Raw genomic sequence first — 16,638 nt, forward strand, 5'->3', positions numbered from 1 at the left:
CAGGAGCAGCCTTCCGGGTTTGACTGAAATCACTGACTGTTCCTTCGGGGGCGTTACGCTTCAATCCGTCCTCTTGGCTAACGGGATTGCTCGACGCAGCGTCAGGGCGCCCTTGCGTTCCGTTGTTCTGCACGATTGGCATCGGCGCAGCAGCGCACTCGTAATATGCAGCGTGATCAGAGAACAGGCATTCACCGTTTTGAAATGGGATTTCCTCATGATTGGAGACGGATCAGAATCGTACCACAACGCACATCCTTGAGATCTGAAGCTACATTGCGTGGTTTGCCTCGATGAGATCTTCACCCGGAATCAGGTCTGCTCGACTCGATCAAGAGCAAGTGGCCGAGGCTCATACAGCAGCCTCAATCCGCCATCCTCTTGGGAGCCGCCAAGAAGCGAGATCTATTTCACTCGCTCTTCAGGGTGGCGGCTCGTTCGGAGCATTCACGTGGGGCGTGCTCGACCGGCTTCTGGAGGAGGAGCATCTTTTGTTCGATGCCGTCAGCGGAGCGAGCGCTGGAGCTGTGAATGCTGTCCTCCTGGCTTCAGGCCTCGCGGAAAGTGGGCGAATGGGTGCAAGGAAGCGTCTGCAACGCTTCTGGCACCGAGCCAGTGAGGCGGCTCCCCGAATCCAGCCTGGCATTGCCGCTGCGATCGCAACCCGCATTCTGTCGCCGTATCAATTCAACCCTTTCAACCTGAATCCGCTTCGCACGCTTCTCGCCAACGAAATCAACTTCGATGTCCTGAGGAACAACCCAAGCCTACGCCTTTTGATCGGGGCAACACGCGTTCGCGATGGCAAGATGCATGTGTTTCAGGAGAAAGATCTCACAATCGATGTCATTCTGGCTTCAGCCTGCCTGCCCGTAATCCATCATGCGGTTTCCATTGATGGCGAGACGTATTGGGATGGCGGCTACTCGGCCAACCCGCCGCTGATCCCGCTGGTCGCCAGGTCTCGAGCATCCGAGATTCTCATCGTACAAATCATGCCCACGGCCGGGGCAGACATGCCGACAACGGCCTCTGAAATCGCGAAGCGCATGGAACAGATTACATTCAACAGTTCGCTCCTGCGGGATATGGATGCTCTTGCGGCGATGACGAAGCTCGCCGAAGCTGAGGTCCAAGGATCACGCCTGCTCCAGAGACTGCAGAAGCTGCGTCTTCACCATGTCTCGGCTGAGACGGAGTACCCCCTGCTGAGCCAAGCAAGTGCTCTGAACCTAGACCGGCACTTCCTGTTCCAACTACGAGATGCAGGGCGGGTGGCGGCAGATCGCTGGCTTTCGAGCAGTTCAGAGCTACAATTCCTTGATCCTTTCAGGAATGAAGGACCAGAGTCGAGCGACGGGCAGCGTCCGTCGGCCCAAGCACAATTGGTCACCTCACCTTTCTCTGTGCGAGTAAAGCGACTCTGGCAGTTGTCACAAGCCAAGTTGGCAAAGCTCCTCAGTCGGTCTTGAAGTATGAATCGGCTCAGAACGTCGCCCCCTGTCAGAACAGGCATAATTGGCTGAACATCCAAGACAAATAGTTATAACCATAAGTGCACGACCGGCGCCGGCTATGACCTCCTCGCTCTGAGAAAAGGTTCCGAGCTGCGCAGAGGTTTCCGCTCAGCACGAGATTGGGTCCGGGTTCAAAGCCGAATGACAGATAGGTGAGCGATGCCGTAGGGGCTGGGTTGCTCTTCTCTTTTGGTTCATGGGTGCCCTGAAGAGATGCCAATCCCTGTGAATCCCGTGGAGAACGGGGACAAGCAGGAGAATTCTCACCGACCATTGCTCGCAAAGGACCAGAACTCGTTCTTGACTTTATGAACCGAAACCTAAGCAGGTCCGACGGCGCAGTGATGCATGCGCCATCACTTTCCCTGCACGGACGCTCGGAAGGTGATCCTGGATCTCCGCGGCCGTCCGATGGCGAGAGGAGAAGGCCATGAATCCGTCGTCACCGTGGACGCTGTTCCTCGCCCGCCCTGGACGAGATCGGCAGCATGTCATCCGGGATCCTCGAGGCGAGCCTCGGCTTATCTTTGGCGAAGATGATGGCACGCGGATCAACGATCATCTCGCCAGGTACCTTATTGAAAGCCTGAACGCAGGTCACCATCCAGACGACCCGAACCCGGATGAGGGCTGGTTCCTGGACAGCCCAGGAGACGAGCAGGAACCGGCGCTTCTCATTTGCGATCCGGATTTTGAAGGCAGGCTCGAGATCCTCGAGACAGGGAATCCCAAGGAGGATCAGGCGCTGGGCCGCAGAATTACAGCGCTCATCAATACCTATTTCCTCGAGGAGGAGAGCTCACATTCAAGCGCGCCCTCTTCCAGTTCTCGGATGGAAAGGGAGCCATCCAAGTCCAGACTCTGAGTGCTCTAGGACTAGTCGCGCTTGCGCGCGGTCGGCCAAGTCGCCGTGCTCAATTCCCGTGCCGCGGATTGTGTGTCAGGCTTCTCGCCGATGGTCAGCCGCCGGTGTTTTAACGGTCTTGGGCTGAGCTTTGGGTCCACGCCTGGGTGGCGCATTGCTCCGATCCCACCGCGGCGTGCCGCTGGCATAGAGCCCACCAACCTCGACCACGCCATCCAGCGCCCGCTCGCGGCCGACCATCACGCGCAGAGCGCACCCCATGCGCTAGGCCGTCGGCTGACTGAGGCAAAGCGCTTCCGCCAAGCGGATGGACGAGATGCCCATGTCGGACTGCACCATCAGCCACAGGCCCGAGAACCAAGCCCAGAGGGGCCGTTTCGTCACGTGGAGGTGTACGGGTCGTGACGGTGAATTGGAAGGGGCCGATCAGGACGGCATCATTTCCGCAGCCCCGGGTCTGAGCGAAGCCGCATCCCGCCCCCATAAATCGGCAAGGTGAAAGCGACCACGCTTTGAGATCAAACGGTTGAGCTGTTGCTCGCCTGACGTCGGGCTTCGATGCCAGCGTCAACCAGGGCAATGGCCGTGCGGGCATCTTGGCGAAAGGCTTCTTTCAATCGCTCAGGCTCTCTGTCCCACCCCCGTGCCTCGTCTTGAAGCGCATAGAAGGCCTTGGCGATACATTCGACCTCATCATCCATGCGAACCTCCCAAAGGCCTCATCTACCAGCACGCTGGGATGATCGATCCGGCATGGTTAAGGCCTTCTTAAACGCCCGCATCCGTGAGCGTGGTGCCCTCCTGGAACCGATCCGCCCAAGGTCAAACAATGTCGTCGATCGCGCCCCTTTCCGAGGGTTAACCCCCGTGCGCTGCCGGGATCATACCCTTGATTTCCACTTCATTCACGCAAGCGGTCTAAAATCAGGTTCGGCTATCCTTTGCCTGGATCGGGATCATGTCACACGAGCGGAAAACCCAGTGGACGCATCGGCTCGAGCACCTGCATGCCTTGCGGGAGCGCTTTCTGGCAGCCCGCCGGTACGACCGGGCCTACGAGACCTACCTGATCATTCAGCACGCCTATGACCTCTGGGCGGATGAGATGTTCCATTCGCGTGGGTAGCTCTTTTGGCAGACCTTGCCTCCACTCCCATCGATTGTGGCTTGATGGAATTCCAGTGAACGCCGCCCTCAAGACAAAGCAACGCATCGAGCCGGTTATCGTCCGGAGAGCCGCATCGGTGCGGGCCGAAACATCGGCGCGCACCAAGGTCAGGCACCTGCACCAGGTGAGCGGGTTCGCTCAGCGCCGCGAGGGCCTCGAAGAACAGCGCAAACACACCCGCCCGGCTTAAGCACTAATGATCTTCACGCAGAGGGTGTAACATAGGGCGGTGTCGGTCATCGTGAGGAGGTGCGCGATGGAGGGCAACGTTTGGCGTCCGACGCATCTGACGCCGGAGCAGATGGAGGAGCGGCGCCTGGTGGCCGCGACGCTGTTGCGCCAGGGACATCTCTCTCAAGCAGACGTCGCCCGGCACGTGGGGGTCAGCCGCGCCAGTGTCTGCCACTGGGCCACCACCCTCGCCCAGGAGGGTCGGCACGGCCTGGCCGCGCGGCCCAACCTCGGGCCTCCCTCTCGCCTCGATGAGAAGGCCTGGGCTCGGCTGGGCCGGCTGCTGGATCGAGGCGCGGTGGCGGCCGGCTTTGCCACCGAGCGCTGGACCCTCGCGCGCATCGCGGCCGTGATCGAGCGGGAGTTTGGGGTGCACTATCATCCGCGCTACCTGGAGCGGCCTCTCAAGGCGCATGGCTTCAGCGTGCAGCGTCCCGCCACACGGGCCAAGGAGAGCGACGAACTCATGATCGCGGTCTGGCCCAAGCGGGACTGGGTAGCGTTGAAAAAAAGGCGCGCCGGGAGCAGCGCACCCTCGTCCTCTGGGACGAGACCGGCCACAGCTTCCGGATCCGGCCGGGCACGACCTGGGCCCGGCGCGGGCTGACCCCGGTGCTACGGCGGGTGAGCAAACGGCGCGAGGTGTCGAGCGTGGTGGCGATCACGCCCGACGGGCGGCTGTATGCCCGCCATTTCCGCACCCCTATCTCCAGCCGCTGTGTCATCCAGGCCCTGCGCTCTGTCCGGCGCAAGATCGGCACGCCGCTGCTGGTGGTCTGGGACCGGCTCAACGCGCACCGCTCACGGGCAACAATGGACTTCGTCTCAGCGCACGCACGAGACTATGCGGTGGCCTATCTGCCGGCATATGCCCCCGAGTTGAATCCGGAAGAGCAGTGCAATGCGCTCGTCAAGCACGCGATGGCGAACGCTCTGCCCGGCTCAGTCGACGACCTGCATCGCCTCGCCCGCCGCGAGTTCGGCCGGCTGAAGCGCCGCCCCGAAATGATCGTCCGCTTCTTCCGCCATGCAGGTCTCTCCGTTACCGGCATCCCGTGACGATCATTAGAACAGCTTTCGAAACGTGAGGACTGCGCCTCCGACCCTGCACTCGGACGAGGGATTGCAATCCCAAGGACCACACTATATTCTATATTTAGTAAGTGCTATGATTCCGAGGCCCCATATGTTGCGGCATGTCACGGATGAAGAGATTGAGCAGCGCGTGAAGGTTCTGCGACGGGAACTCGGTCTTCAGAACCAGAGCCGCCCCGACCTGAGGAACGTGATCGAAAAGCTCACCGCCCGCTTTCGGCACTTCAGTTACCAGCAGATCCCTGACGCCGAAATGCCCGATGCCGAGGCGCAATGGGAGGCCCGAAAAGGCGTCCTGCGGATCCGTGAGAGCGTCGTTGGTGCCATGCAGAGGGGTGAGCCACGAGCTCGGATGATGATCGCCAATGAGATTGGGCACTTCGCCATGCGGCACTCGGGTGTTCGCAACAGGAGCACGACCCAACCGACAGCTGGAAGATCGTTGTTAGAAGCCAAGAAAGAGGAGAGTGAGGCAAGACGTTTCGCTGCGATGTTCCTGGCTCCCAACGATCTCCTCAGGTCGACCGATACGGTTGAGGATATTGTGGACCGTTTTGGACTGAGCTTTGAGGCAGCCATGATCCGCAAGGGCGAGTTCGATGCGTTTCAGCGACGGGCCTCCGGCCACCGGCGCGAGCTGCCGTCCATCGTGGTCGATTACCTGAAGGACGCTCAGCGACGGGGTGCGAAGCTGCGGACAGACTTGAATTAGGGGCCTCTGACGTTGGCGAATAAACTGGTGCGGAGTACCGGACCCAGCTGGCGGTGCGGTGTAGGAGCGCCGATTGCAACCGTTGAGCATCCGGTGCCAGGACGCGCCGGCTTTGGGTCGCTTCAAAGAAGATCTGGATTGCTTCGGACAGCATCCAGCGCCGGATCGTCTCCACATTCGGATCGATGCCGGACCACTTTGCGAGCTTTTCAGGACATTCTAACTTTGCGGCTACAGTGAATTTCGTTGAACATTTTTTATGGAATTAGCTCTAGGATCTTTCTTCATGTCAACGACGTAATCCACGCACCACCTTAGGGCATTTGCTGCCCGTTGTGGACGAGATTAGCTTCAGGCTGTCCACAACGTGGTTGGAGCGCGCTCATGCATCTCCAGCGCATCGTTCTGCCCAGTGGCCGGATCACCTGGACCGCCTATGACGGCGACGCGGTTGTCGCCGAGATCCGCGACTTCGTCATCTATCTCGAAGCCCGGCACTACGCGCCTCGCTCCGTCAGCCATTACGCCCGGCACGCTGTCAGGCTCGGCAACTATCTCGCGGCCCTCGGCAAGAGCTTCCGCGAGATCACGGCCACGGATCTCGACCGCTTCATTCCAGCCGTCGCCAAGGCTGGCCGGAAGCTCGATGCCCGAACCGCCATGACGATCATTCCACTGCGGCCAGAGCATGTGGAGGTCTCGGCCAGCCTGCACAATCAGATCCTGTTTGGCATCAAGGCCTTCTACGCCTTTCTGAAGCTCCGGGATGCAACGGTGCTCTTCGACACGATCGCGAAGCCACGTGCCTATGCTCCCGAGGCTTATCAGCCGTTTCTGGCGCATGTGGCCGCCCGCAAGGCCCGTCGCAAGGCAGAGAGCCGCTCCGATGCTGACGCTATGGCGGCTGCCGCCAAGCGGGCCGCCGACCACCGTTTGAAGCCGGAGCAGGTCGTGCGGATCATCCAGGCGGCTGCGTTGATGCGCGATGCGTTCCTCGTAGTCGTCCTTTACACAACCGGCATGCGGATCGGCGAGGCGCGGGGTTTGCTGCATGAGGATATCCGCCTCGATGAGAACCTGATCTGGGTCACGCCGCGCGCTCTCGAGAACCGCGCCAGGGTCAAGAGCGGCCATCCCCGGCCGATCCCGGTGCCGGACTTCCTCATGCGGATGTACGAGGACTACGTCGCCAGCGACGAGTACCTGCCCGCTTTTGAGGCCGGAACGGACTACGTGTTCTGCAATCTGGCCGGCGGGTTGATCGGGCGCGGGCTGTCCGAGAGCAATGTCTACGACATTCAGGGGCGGCTGGCGAAGGCCTCGGGCGTTGCATTCACTTGGCACATGTTCCGGCATTCCCATGCCAGCGAAGCCATCGCCCAAGGCTACAGCCTGCTCGATGTCGCCGACCGGCTCGGCCATGCCAGTCCGCAGACCACGAACGCGATCTACAAACACCTGTTCAACGCCGAGTACCGCAAGATGCGCCTCAGGAGCCATGAGGAACTCGAGGGACGGCTCAGCGATCTGCGGCGTCGAACGCTGACGCAGGAGCAGGTCAAATGGCTATGAAGATCGTCGTCACGAACGAGCCGCAGGACGCTTACCTCGGCGGCCTTCAGGCCTTCATTGCCAGCGTCAGCCCCCTCCTCCTCAAGCGCGATCGCTGGGGCTATCACACCCTGGAAAAGTGCTTCGGCATTGACGGCGTCTCAGCGCTCTACACGCCACCCAAGTTCCCGCCACGGACGCGGCAGAGACTGCGTCAGGAGGCTCTGGCGCTGGCCGCCGATCCGCGCTCGGACGATCGCTTCCTGGGCGGCGTCGGCTTCGACTTCACGAGTGTTCCCGAACCGTATCGGACCGAGCTCAAGGCTTATTTTACATGGCGGCTGGCCCGCTCGCAGAGCCGGCACTACGACTGGTACGCCCGGGCCGTGCGCCTCATCCCGTTCTGTGCCGATCTGGCCGATCCAACCCGACGGCCCGCAACAGTGAATGTGCGCCCGTGCCTGATCGACTTCGGGGATCCGCTTGAGGATGGTGACGGCAACGGCAGCACGCGGCTGGCGCAGGTGATGCGGGAGTGGTTCCAGTCTCAAGGATACAGCACACGAGAGTACATCGGGGAATGGCGCCTCCGGGGCGGCGAGGGCACGTTGGCTAAGAACGTCTATCGCAACTTCACGCCAGCAAACTCCCTGGTGCGGACGCTCCTGATCCTGCGGGAGAAGGCCAAGCCCCTCGAGACCAGGGATCTCATCCTGTTCGAAGATGTGTATCCGGCCGACGAGGTTCCGGAGAGCAAACGGACGGAGCCCTACTTCCACTTCTACAAGCTTCGCTCTCTCTGGCTGCGCGATGCCGCGCGGCGCTATATTTTGAGCAAGATCGCGTACAAAGAACTCTCTGCCACGACCCTGGTGAGCTATGTCAAAAGGTTGTCGCAACTCGACGAGTGCTTGCATGAGCTGCACTCTGCGCCGAAGCCAAAGCATGTGACGCAGGAGTTTGTCGATCACACCTTCCTGGCCTGGGGCAAGGAGAGGGGCTTCGTCGGGCAGAACTGGTACGCCGATCCGATCAACCTGCTCAAATGGGCGTCAGCCCACCTGCCCGCTTTGGGCTGGTCACGTCTCTCCTTCGATCCACGCAACATTCGCCGGGTGCATAGCTACCATCCGAAGGGCCGCCACTACGAGCGCAAGTTCGAAGAAGCGTTGGTTCCGGAGGAGGTGGTGGAGCAGATGTTTGCCCGGTTCGACACCCTGCCCCCAGTCTGCAAGCGGCTGCTGATCATCGTCCGCTACACCGGCATGCGCTGCCATGATCTTCACCATCTTGGCCTCAGTTGTCTGAAGCCCGATCCGGACGATGACCGCTTCATGCTGCTGACATTCTATCAATCGAAGGTGAAGCAGTGGAACACCAAGCCACTGCACAAGGACGACGCGGCCCATGCCTTGGTCATCCAGGCAATCGAGGAGCAGCGCGCAGAAGGTCGCCGGCAATGGGGCCGGGCCACTGAGTATCTGTTCCCGCACCGGCTCGGCGATAAGGAAGTCGCTCTCGACAGCAACCGGACCCGCGAGATCATCGGTCGATGGTGCATCGACAACGGCATCCGCGACACGACGGGAAAGCTGTACGACTTCGGCTGGCATGACTTCCGGCACTTCTACGGTACCGAAATGGCGCTGGCCGGCTATGACATCCACCTGATCCAGATGGAACTGGGCCATGCCTCGGCCGACATGAGCCTCGTGTATGTGAACCGCCGCCTCAAGTTGCGCAAGAAGGCTCTTCTGGAAAAGGGCGGCGGCAAGTTCGTCACCATCAAGGGCGAGGTGGATGACAAGATTGCCGAACTCGCGATCCGGAAAGATGCGGCCCTGGCAGTCGATATTCCCGGCGGTCTGTGCTCCCTCCCCGGCCAGATTGGCGAATGGTGCGAGCACAATGGGGCGTGCTTCACCTGCGTCTACTTCCGGGCCGATGTGGAGCAGTTACCCTTTTTTGAGCGGGAGAAGCGTTCAATGGCGTCAAGCTTGAAACGCCTGCAGGCAGAGGTGACCGACTTCGAGCAGAAGGGGCAGCTGCGCATGGCCGAGATCGGCCGCAGGCGGATCGGGCGCACTGAGGATGGCATGGCGAACCTCGCCACGATCATCAGCACGATCAAAACGGAAGGGGTGTACGGTGGGAGCCATCGGAAGTATCGGGGGGCTGCTTGCGGCAGCGGAGCAGCGCAGTGTGGGAAAACGGCGCCTGGTCGAGGAGACCATCACGGAGATGCGTCGCCGCGGTGAGGTGATCACCTTTAAAACGGTGGCCGAGCAGGCGAGGGTGAGCCGCCAGTATCTCTACACCCACTTCAAGGACACCATCGAGCAGCTCCGCACCGATGGGCAGCATCAGGCGGTCGTGGTGGAAGGCGAGACGGTCCCTGCCCGCTCCGCCGGCCGGGCGGCCACGATCGAGCTGGCGCTGCGCAACAAGATCAGTCGCCTGGAGCAGGAATTGACGGAGCTTCGCAAGGAGAAGACGGCGCTGGAGCGGCGCTTCGAAAAGGCTCTTGGCGAAGCGGAAGAATGGCGCAGCCGGCATCAGGCTGCCGTCACGGAGTTACTGGAGACGCGCAGCCATTCGAAGGGTTGAGTGTGAGATCGTCATAGCCGATGACGGAGAGACCCGTCATCGGCTATGCGAGACTCAAGGCCGGAGGCACGCGCAGCGGTCAAGAATGCGCAGCACCGCCAGAGGCGGCGGGCCGAAGGCCCGTTCTTGACGGCGAGCATGCCGAAGGCACTTCCACCCTGCCCTCACTCTGGACATGTCCACGACGTCTAAGCTCCTGAATCCAAAGCTGTATCAGGCTGGGCCTAAAGCTAAATGCGAAATATTATACTGTAATGGTGGATTCTATTCTGAAGTGCGAATTCCGTTACAAACAATGGGTTTGCACTCGGAGGCTGAATGACCCTGCCCTACATCCACCTGAGCCTGGCTGAACGGCGCGAGATCGCGCGCATGCATGCAGCCGAGATCCCGATCCGTGTGATTGCTGAACGCCTGCAGCGACATCCCTCGACCGTCTACCGTGAGATCAAGCGGAACTGGGTGCACGATGAAGAGCCGCTCTATCGTGGCTATTATCATGTCGCCGCCGCCATGCAGGCTCGTGCCCGACGGCAGCGCCTGAGCAAGCTCTCCCGCAAGCCCGTGTTAGCAACCTACGTCATGGACCGTCTCAAAGCCGGATGGTCGCCAGAGCAGATCGCGGGTCGCCTGCGGGTATCCGGTGCGCCCGAACGACTGTCGCATGAGACGATCTACCGGTTTATCTATAGCTCCCAGGGGCAAATGCTTGGGCTCTACCAGGATCTGCCGATGGCACGGCGCCGGCGGCGGGCGCGCTACCAACGCAAGCCCCGCGGCCTCTTCATTCCGGCCGGGAACACCATCGAGCAGCGTCCGGCGGAGATCTCAGACCGCATCAGCTTTGGGCACTGGGAAGGCGATCTGATGATGTTCCGCAAGGATCTGGGAAAGCAGAATCTCACGTCGCTCATCGAGCGCCAAAGCCGCTACGCGATCCTGACCCGCAACCGGGATCGCAACTCGACCGGTGTCATGACCGGGATGATCGAGAAGCTGAAGGTTCTGCCGGAGACGGCGCGTCTGTCGATCACTTTCGACCGCGGGACGGAATTCGCTTACTACCCGCTGCTCAAGCAACATCTCGGCATGGACAGCTACTTCTGCAAGCCGCAGGCGCCGTGGCAGAAGGGTTCGGTCGAGAACACCAATGGTCGGGTCCGGCGCTTCCTCTCACGGGAGACCGACATAGCGCAACTCTCCGATGAAGCGCTGCGGGATGTTTGCGAGCGGCTCAATGGGACGCCTCGCAAGTGCCTGGGCTACAGGACACCGCACGAGGTCCTGATGAGTTCTCTGGACCCGAGACGGCCGGGGCTGTGCAACCCTGACCTGCTCCGCCCCGGCAGTCTCTGACCGACCACGGACCGATGACCCACCACCCGTCGCACTTCGGCTTGATTCCACAAATACAACAGGCTCTTGAAGGCCCTTTCCACCAGAAACTCATGCAGGATTGATCGTCATCCGTTGGATCGCATAAATGAGAGCCTCAGACGCACTCGGAATGCGACATGGGCTCACGAAAGACTCTGAACGCAAAGAACCTCGAAGCGCTTGGAGCCGAGCGCCTGGCTGAGCTGCTAATCGAGATTAGCCAGGGCAACGCGACAGCCCAACGCCGCCTGCGGCTGGAACTGGCCGGCGCCGCCAGCCCTGCCGACATGGCGCAGGAGATCCGCAAGCGCCTGACCGCCATTGCCCGCTCCCGCGCCTTCGTCGATTGGCACCAGCGCAAGGCCCTTGTTGCGGATCTCGAGACCCAGCGACAGGCCATCAGTCAGGTCGCCAAAGTCGATGCAGCTGAAGCGCTGGACCTTCTCTGGCGCTTCATGGCACTGGCCAATTCGATCTTTGATCGCTGTGACGACAGCAGCGGAAGCGTGATGGCCGTCTTTCAATCTGCCTGCCGCGATTTGGGTGAGATTGCCAACTCAGCAAATGCCGCCCCTAACGTGCTGGCCGAGCAGGCTTACCGGGCTCTGATTGAGAACGAGTACGGTCAGTACGACGGCCTGATCGAAGTTCTGGCTCCAGCCCTCGGCCCATCAGGCCTCGACCACCTCAAGCAGCTCATCCTCAAGTTGTCACAGGAACCGCGGCAGAAGCCTCGTGCTGAAGACCGGAAGGTTGTCAGCTGGGGTATAGGTGGTCCCTTGTACGCCAATGACTTGGCCGAGCGCCATCGCAGCAGCGTTGTTCGACTGGCGCTGGAGGCGATCGCCGATGCTCAGGGAGACGTTGACGGGTTCATTGCACAACAAGGTGAGAAGGCACGGCACGTCCCGAGTGTTGCTGTGGAGATTGCTCGCCGGCTGTTGGCTGCAGGGCGCGCCGAGGAGGCGTGGGCTGCCATCAATGCCGTCGATCAGGACCGGCCCGGCTGGATCCCCGCCGAATGGGAGCAGACCCGGATAGAAGTCCTCGAGGCCCTCAGCCGAGTGGATGAGGCGCAGGCGTTTCGCTGGGCCTGCTTCGAGCGCTCGCTCAACCCGGACCATCTGCGCTCCTATCTCAAGCGCCTGCCTGACTTTGAGGATCTTGCGGCTGAGGAGCGGGCTATCGCCCATGCCCTGAGCCATCCGAGCGTGGACCATGCACTGGGTTTTCTGGTGACTTGGCCGGCGCTGGACCAAGCCGCGCACCTGGTGCTTGCCCGTGCAGATGAACTCAATGGCGACTTCTACGAGATCCTGGCGCCGGCAGCGGCTGCGCTGGAGGCGAAGCATCCTCTTGCAGCCACCGTTCTTCGTCGGGCCTTGATCGACTTTGCCTTGGAGCGGAACCGGACCAAGCGCTATCAACATGCCGCTCGCCACCTCGAGGAGTGCGAAAACCTTGCGGACCGGATCGAGGATTTCGGCAGGTTCGAGACTCATGAGGCCTACATGCGACGCCTCAAAGCCCAACATGGCCGCAAAAGCTCGTTCTGGAGCTTGGTCGTGTGAGAACGGCACGACTGGCTCTGCTGCACTGCCGTACCCGACCAAGGGCATGCTCGAAGAATGTGAAATCAGTGACGAAAGCCGTATTGGGACAATGCTTGACGCAGGAACTTTGCTTTGCCAAGGCTTTCAACGAAGTTCGTGAGAAGAATAGCACGCGGCGCGACCGCACTTCCATTCGGCATGCTGTCTGAGCCCATTTGTCTCATCGGTTCATCGTCACGATCACCAACCCGATCGTTCTCAAAGAAGGTATCATGCGTCGGCGGGGTGTTCCTCGACGAGAGTTCCGATCAGGCGCAGCAATTCCTGCTGTTCCGGACCTGCGCCGCGACTCAGGAAAGTCGCGATCTCCTCATGATCCACCTGCCCTCCAGACGCCGCATTGGCTTCGTGACGAATGAACACAGCCCCTGAAGGGTCCGCAATCAGGTACCAGCGGTCGCCGCTAGAGCTTTCGTAGAGCTTACGCACTTTTTTCATGCGAGTTCCCCCTCGAGTGGATACTGCGCGTTTACTGTCCCGATTGGATAGAAGACAGAAAGCGCTCTCGGCATGGCCACATTTCCTTAGGTGAACCTGGTTGGCATCCCCCGATAGGGTCGGAGAAGGCCAAGTCTATCCGGATCAAGTTGGGTCCACCAGTTGGAGCGTCTCTGCGGGATTGATCGCCGAAATGGCATGCTTATAGATGAGTTGGGAGTTGTTGCCCCGCACAAGCTCGACCGTAAACTTGTCAAACCGCTTGATCCGGCCCTGCAGCCTGATTCCGTTCACCAGGAACATCATGACCTCAATCCTGTTGTCGCGAAGATGATCGAGGATCGTGTCTTGGATCGGCGGGGTCCTTTGCGTAATCACGGTTGAACCCCTTGATCCTACGACACGGCTCACATGCGGCTCCGGGGAATTGTGCTTTTGGGATACCGCTCGACCTCAACAACTCTCGTCGCTTGTGGCAGCCCCCGTGCGGAATAGTCTCGTATCGGTCTTGCTGTTTCGCCAAGTCGAAGACTGAATTGCTCGATCTCGGATGCCGTCATGGGCATTCCGCTCATCGCGGTCATTTCTGCCAGATCTTCCGGAAGTGCATCAACGTGCTCTTGGAGGAGGAGAAGGGCTGCACGGATGGTCCTCAACTCTCGTTCATCAACGACAAGGGTGAGTTTCTTCATTGGGGGTGCATCGGCCTCTAAGCTTGTCTTCTTAGGCTACCTGCGGATGCGGCGGAAACAAGGCAATTTCCTCCGCGAACATGGACTTGGGAGAAAGAAGGATTCTCGAATTGCCCTGCCCCATGGTCTGCTTGACCTGCTCATTCTACCAAGTGCTGGGTACCGCTTGCGTCCAAGGGCACCCTGCCCCACTAAGGCACTGAGGATCCCACGGATCGGCGGGAGCATAAGGTCGAGCATCTGTTGGCAGCCATTCGGGTGGTGGACATCGTGGGTGCAACGGAGCTGATAGAGAGAATTGCCTGTCAGTCATAGGACTTGAAGTTCACCAGCCCCATACCGCGACACTAACCACCGTAATCTCAGCGCGGATTACCACAGGTAATTTGGAGCTGATCTGGAACGCGATGCGGATGGCGCTCATTGATCCTCATCACTTAGCCATTATGAGAGCGCGAGTTCACGCGAGAGCCATTCCCGCAGCTTCGTCCAGCGCTTCTTCATCTGCCCTCCCCTTACCGCCATGGCGATCGCTTTCTTTTGACCGACCAGGACGACGAGACGTTTGCCTCGGGTGACACCCGTGTAGAGCAGGTTGCGGGCCAGCATCGTGAAGTGCTGCGTTACGACCGGAATGATCACCGCGGGATATTCGGAGCCCTGCGATTTATGGATCGTAGTGGCATAGGCGGGTACCAGGGTGTCGAGTTCACCAAAGGGATAGATCACCTCCCGACTGTCGAAGGATGCGATCAAGGCACCTTCTTCGTCATCGATCCGCACCACCGTGCCGAGATCGCCATTGAACACCTCCCGGTCATAGTCATTCTGCGTCTCCATCACCCGGTCTCCCGGCGAGAAGCGCCAGCCGAACCGTTCCACCCTGGACGGGGGATTCGGATTGAGCACTTCTTGAAGCTGGATGTTGAGGTTGCGGGCTCCGAGCACACCTCGGTTCATCGGGCAGAGCACCTGAATGTCCTTCATCGGATCGAGCCCGAACCGGCGCGGCATGCGCTCCTTGATCATCTGGATGATCTTCGGCACGCCCTCCTCGGGATCATTGATACTGATGAAGTAGAAGTCGGTCTCCTCTCCAGCCTTCGGCGGCTCGGGCATCTGGCCCTTGTTGATCTTGTGGGCATTGACCACGATCCGGCTTTCCGCCGCCTGACGGAAAACCTCTGTCAGCCGCGCGACAGGGATGCTCTCCGAGGCGATGATGTCAGCCAGAACCTGCCCGGACCCAACCGACGGTAGCTGGTCCACATCGCCGACCAAAAGCAGGCCTGCATGCGCCGGAATCGCTTTGGTCAGGGCGTTCATCAGCGGTACGTCGACCATCGAGGTCTCGTCCACCACCAGGAGATCGCAGTCGAGCGGATTCTCCTCGTTGCGCGAGAAGCCGCCGTGCTTGGGATCGATCTCGAGCAGGCGGTGGATGGTCTTGGCCTCCAAGCCGGTCTGCTCGGTCATGCGCTTGGCCGCTCGTCCTGTGGGGGCTGCAAGCGCGACCCGAACGCCCTTGGCGACCAGCAGGCGCAGAATTGTGTCAAGCAGCGTCGTCTTGCCGACGCCAGGACCACCGGTCACCACCGCCACCTTGGAGCCGAGCACCAGTTGCAGCGCCGCACGCTGGGAGGCCGCCAGGGTCTTGCCGGTGCGGCCTTCCACCCAGGGAATAGCCTTGTCGAGGCCAATCTCAGGCCAGGGCGGCGGGCCGCAGGCTCTCTCGATCAACCGGGATGCGATGGCCTGCTCGGCCAGATAAAGCCCCTTGAGAAACAGGCAGGTTTCGTCGCCAATGGTGTCCGAGACGATTTCGCCCTTGCTCAACTCCTCGACCACGGCGGTGCGGATCAACGCCTGGCCGACCTCAAGCAGTCGCTCGGCCAGGCGGGTGAGCGCCTCGACCGGCAAGGCGCAGTGCCCTTCATCGGTGGCGGTCTGCAGCGCGAACGAGATCCCAGCTCGGATCCGCTGCGGCGCGGTCTTCTCCATGCCGAGCTTGGCTGCAATGGCATCAGCCGTCCTGAAGCCAATACCGCGCACGTCCTTCGCGAGACGATAGGGGTCCTCGGTCATGACCTGAATGGCCTCATAGCCATAGGTCTTGAAGATGCGTACTGCCCGTGCCGTGCCGACCCCATGGGCATGCAGAAAGATCATGATCTCCCGCACCGCCTTCTGCTCGGCCCAACCCGAGACGATGCGCGAGGCTCGCATCGGGCCGATGCCGGGGACGTCCGTCAGGCGCTCAGGGCTGGCTTCGATAATCTCGAAGGTGTCCACTCCGAAGGCAGCGACAATCCGCTTCGCCATGGCTGGTCCGATGCCGCGCATCTGGCCCGAGGCGAGATACTTCTCGATGCCCTCCGCCCCAGTCGGCGGGGTGGTCTTGAGCATCTCGGCCTTGAACTGCAGCCCATGCGTGCGGTCGCTGATCCACAGCCCGCTGGCGGTGATCCATTCGCCTGCGGCAACAGTAGGGGTGTGGCCGACGACTGTCACAAGATCACGCTTGCCTCGCGCGTGGACTTTCAGGACAGCGAAGCCGTTCTCGGCATTGTGGAAGGTGACGCGCTCGACCGAGCCCGCGAGAGTCTCCAGGACAGGTCGTTGATCAGCCTGTGGCGGTCGGAACATCTGGTCCATGCTGTCTGCCAGGAGAAACTCCCAGCCTCTTCGACTCTATCGCTAGATGGTGCCGCTGACGAGGTGGTGCTCCTTCGCATCCACCCACTTCATCCAAGCCTGGAAGTACCCGGCCTC

Annotated in this window: 16 protein-coding genes; 11 read left to right on the top strand and 5 right to left on the bottom strand. The window is 60.7% G+C overall.

Annotation, left to right across the window (positions count from 1 at the left end):
* The first annotated feature begins 293 nt into the window (after window positions 1–293).
* Both JO965_RS45130 and JO965_RS45135 read left to right on the top strand, forming a co-directional pair.
* The gene (locus JO965_RS45130) at window positions 294–1,472 is read left to right on the top strand and encodes a patatin-like phospholipase family protein (RefSeq protein ID WP_246777300.1); all 1,179 of its coding nucleotides are present in this window, start codon (window positions 294–296) and stop codon (window positions 1,470–1,472) included.
* Window positions 1,473–1,947: 475 nt separating this feature from the next.
* On the top strand, window positions 1,948–2,382 hold the full coding sequence (locus JO965_RS45135; protein WP_203447630.1) for a hypothetical protein: 435 nt from the start codon (window positions 1,948–1,950) through the stop codon (window positions 2,380–2,382).
* Window positions 2,383–2,900: 518 nt separating this feature from the next.
* Here JO965_RS45135 and JO965_RS45140 read toward each other — a convergent pair.
* A complete protein-coding gene (locus JO965_RS45140; RefSeq protein ID WP_203447631.1) occupies window positions 2,901–3,083 on the bottom strand; it encodes a hypothetical protein in 183 nt (60 codons plus the stop codon).
* Window positions 3,084–3,340: 257 nt separating this feature from the next.
* On the opposite strand from JO965_RS45140, the gene JO965_RS45145 reads away from it, so the two are divergent.
* The 9 genes from JO965_RS45145 to JO965_RS45185 all read left to right on the top strand — a co-directional run bounded on the left by JO965_RS45145 (window position 3,341) and on the right by JO965_RS45185 (window position 12,694).
* Window positions 3,341–3,508 (top strand): hypothetical protein, encoded by a 168-nt coding sequence (locus JO965_RS45145; RefSeq protein WP_203445640.1) that lies wholly within the window; start codon window positions 3,341–3,343, stop codon window positions 3,506–3,508.
* Window positions 3,509–3,806: 298 nt separating this feature from the next.
* Window positions 3,807–4,388, top strand: coding sequence for a winged helix-turn-helix domain-containing protein (locus tag JO965_RS45150; protein WP_203447632.1), 582 nt, complete (start codon window positions 3,807–3,809; stop codon window positions 4,386–4,388).
* Window positions 4,352–4,840, top strand: a complete 489-nt coding sequence (locus JO965_RS45155) for a transposase (RefSeq protein ID WP_246777328.1) — start codon at window positions 4,352–4,354, stop codon at window positions 4,838–4,840. Before JO965_RS45150 ends, JO965_RS45155 begins: the two co-directional genes overlap by 37 nt.
* Before the next feature lie 127 nt (window positions 4,841–4,967).
* Window positions 4,968–5,588 (top strand): ImmA/IrrE family metallo-endopeptidase, encoded by a 621-nt coding sequence (locus JO965_RS45160; RefSeq protein WP_203447634.1) that lies wholly within the window; start codon window positions 4,968–4,970, stop codon window positions 5,586–5,588.
* A gap of 384 nt (window positions 5,589–5,972) precedes the next feature.
* On the top strand, window positions 5,973–7,160 hold the full coding sequence (locus JO965_RS45165; RefSeq protein ID WP_203447581.1) for a tyrosine-type recombinase/integrase: 1,188 nt from the start codon (window positions 5,973–5,975) through the stop codon (window positions 7,158–7,160).
* Window positions 7,151–9,397 carry a tyrosine-type recombinase/integrase gene (locus tag JO965_RS45170; protein WP_203447580.1) on the top strand — a complete coding sequence of 749 codons (2,247 nt, stop codon included), beginning with the start codon at window positions 7,151–7,153 and terminating at the stop codon, window positions 9,395–9,397. The genes JO965_RS45165 and JO965_RS45170 overlap by 10 nt, the downstream gene beginning before the upstream one ends.
* Window positions 9,342–9,746, top strand: a complete 405-nt coding sequence (locus tag JO965_RS45175; protein ID WP_246777301.1) for a DUF6262 family protein — start codon at window positions 9,342–9,344, stop codon at window positions 9,744–9,746. The genes JO965_RS45170 and JO965_RS45175 overlap by 56 nt, the downstream gene beginning before the upstream one ends.
* Window positions 9,747–10,064: 318 nt before the next feature.
* The gene (locus JO965_RS45180; protein WP_203447635.1) at window positions 10,065–11,102 is read left to right on the top strand and encodes an IS30 family transposase; all 1,038 of its coding nucleotides are present in this window, start codon (window positions 10,065–10,067) and stop codon (window positions 11,100–11,102) included.
* A 158-nt stretch (window positions 11,103–11,260) separates the two neighbouring features.
* Window positions 11,261–12,694 (top strand): DUF6880 family protein, encoded by a 1,434-nt coding sequence (locus JO965_RS45185; protein WP_203447636.1) that lies wholly within the window; start codon window positions 11,261–11,263, stop codon window positions 12,692–12,694.
* A 252-nt stretch (window positions 12,695–12,946) separates the two neighbouring features.
* Here the strand turns inward: JO965_RS45185 and JO965_RS45190 are convergent, their stop codons facing one another.
* From JO965_RS45190 to JO965_RS45205, 4 genes are all read right to left on the bottom strand, one after another.
* Window positions 12,947–13,174, bottom strand: a complete 228-nt coding sequence (locus tag JO965_RS45190) for a hypothetical protein (protein WP_203447637.1) — start codon at window positions 13,172–13,174, stop codon at window positions 12,947–12,949.
* A gap of 144 nt (window positions 13,175–13,318) precedes the next feature.
* On the bottom strand, window positions 13,319–13,549 hold the full coding sequence (gene hfq / locus JO965_RS45195) for an RNA chaperone Hfq (protein ID WP_371827046.1): 231 nt from the start codon (window positions 13,547–13,549) through the stop codon (window positions 13,319–13,321).
* A 32-nt stretch (window positions 13,550–13,581) separates the two neighbouring features.
* Window positions 13,582–13,866 (bottom strand): hypothetical protein, encoded by a 285-nt coding sequence (locus JO965_RS45200; RefSeq protein WP_203447639.1) that lies wholly within the window; start codon window positions 13,864–13,866, stop codon window positions 13,582–13,584.
* A 444-nt stretch (window positions 13,867–14,310) separates the two neighbouring features.
* Entirely contained in the window at window positions 14,311–16,521 is a 2,211-nt protein-coding gene (locus JO965_RS45205; protein WP_203447640.1) for an ATP-dependent RecD-like DNA helicase, read from the bottom strand.
* Window positions 16,522–16,638 lie beyond the last annotated feature (117 nt).

Source organism: Microvirga sp. VF16 (assembly GCF_016864375.1).
In the GTDB taxonomy this organism is placed as follows: Bacteria; Pseudomonadota; Alphaproteobacteria; order Rhizobiales; family Beijerinckiaceae; genus Microvirga.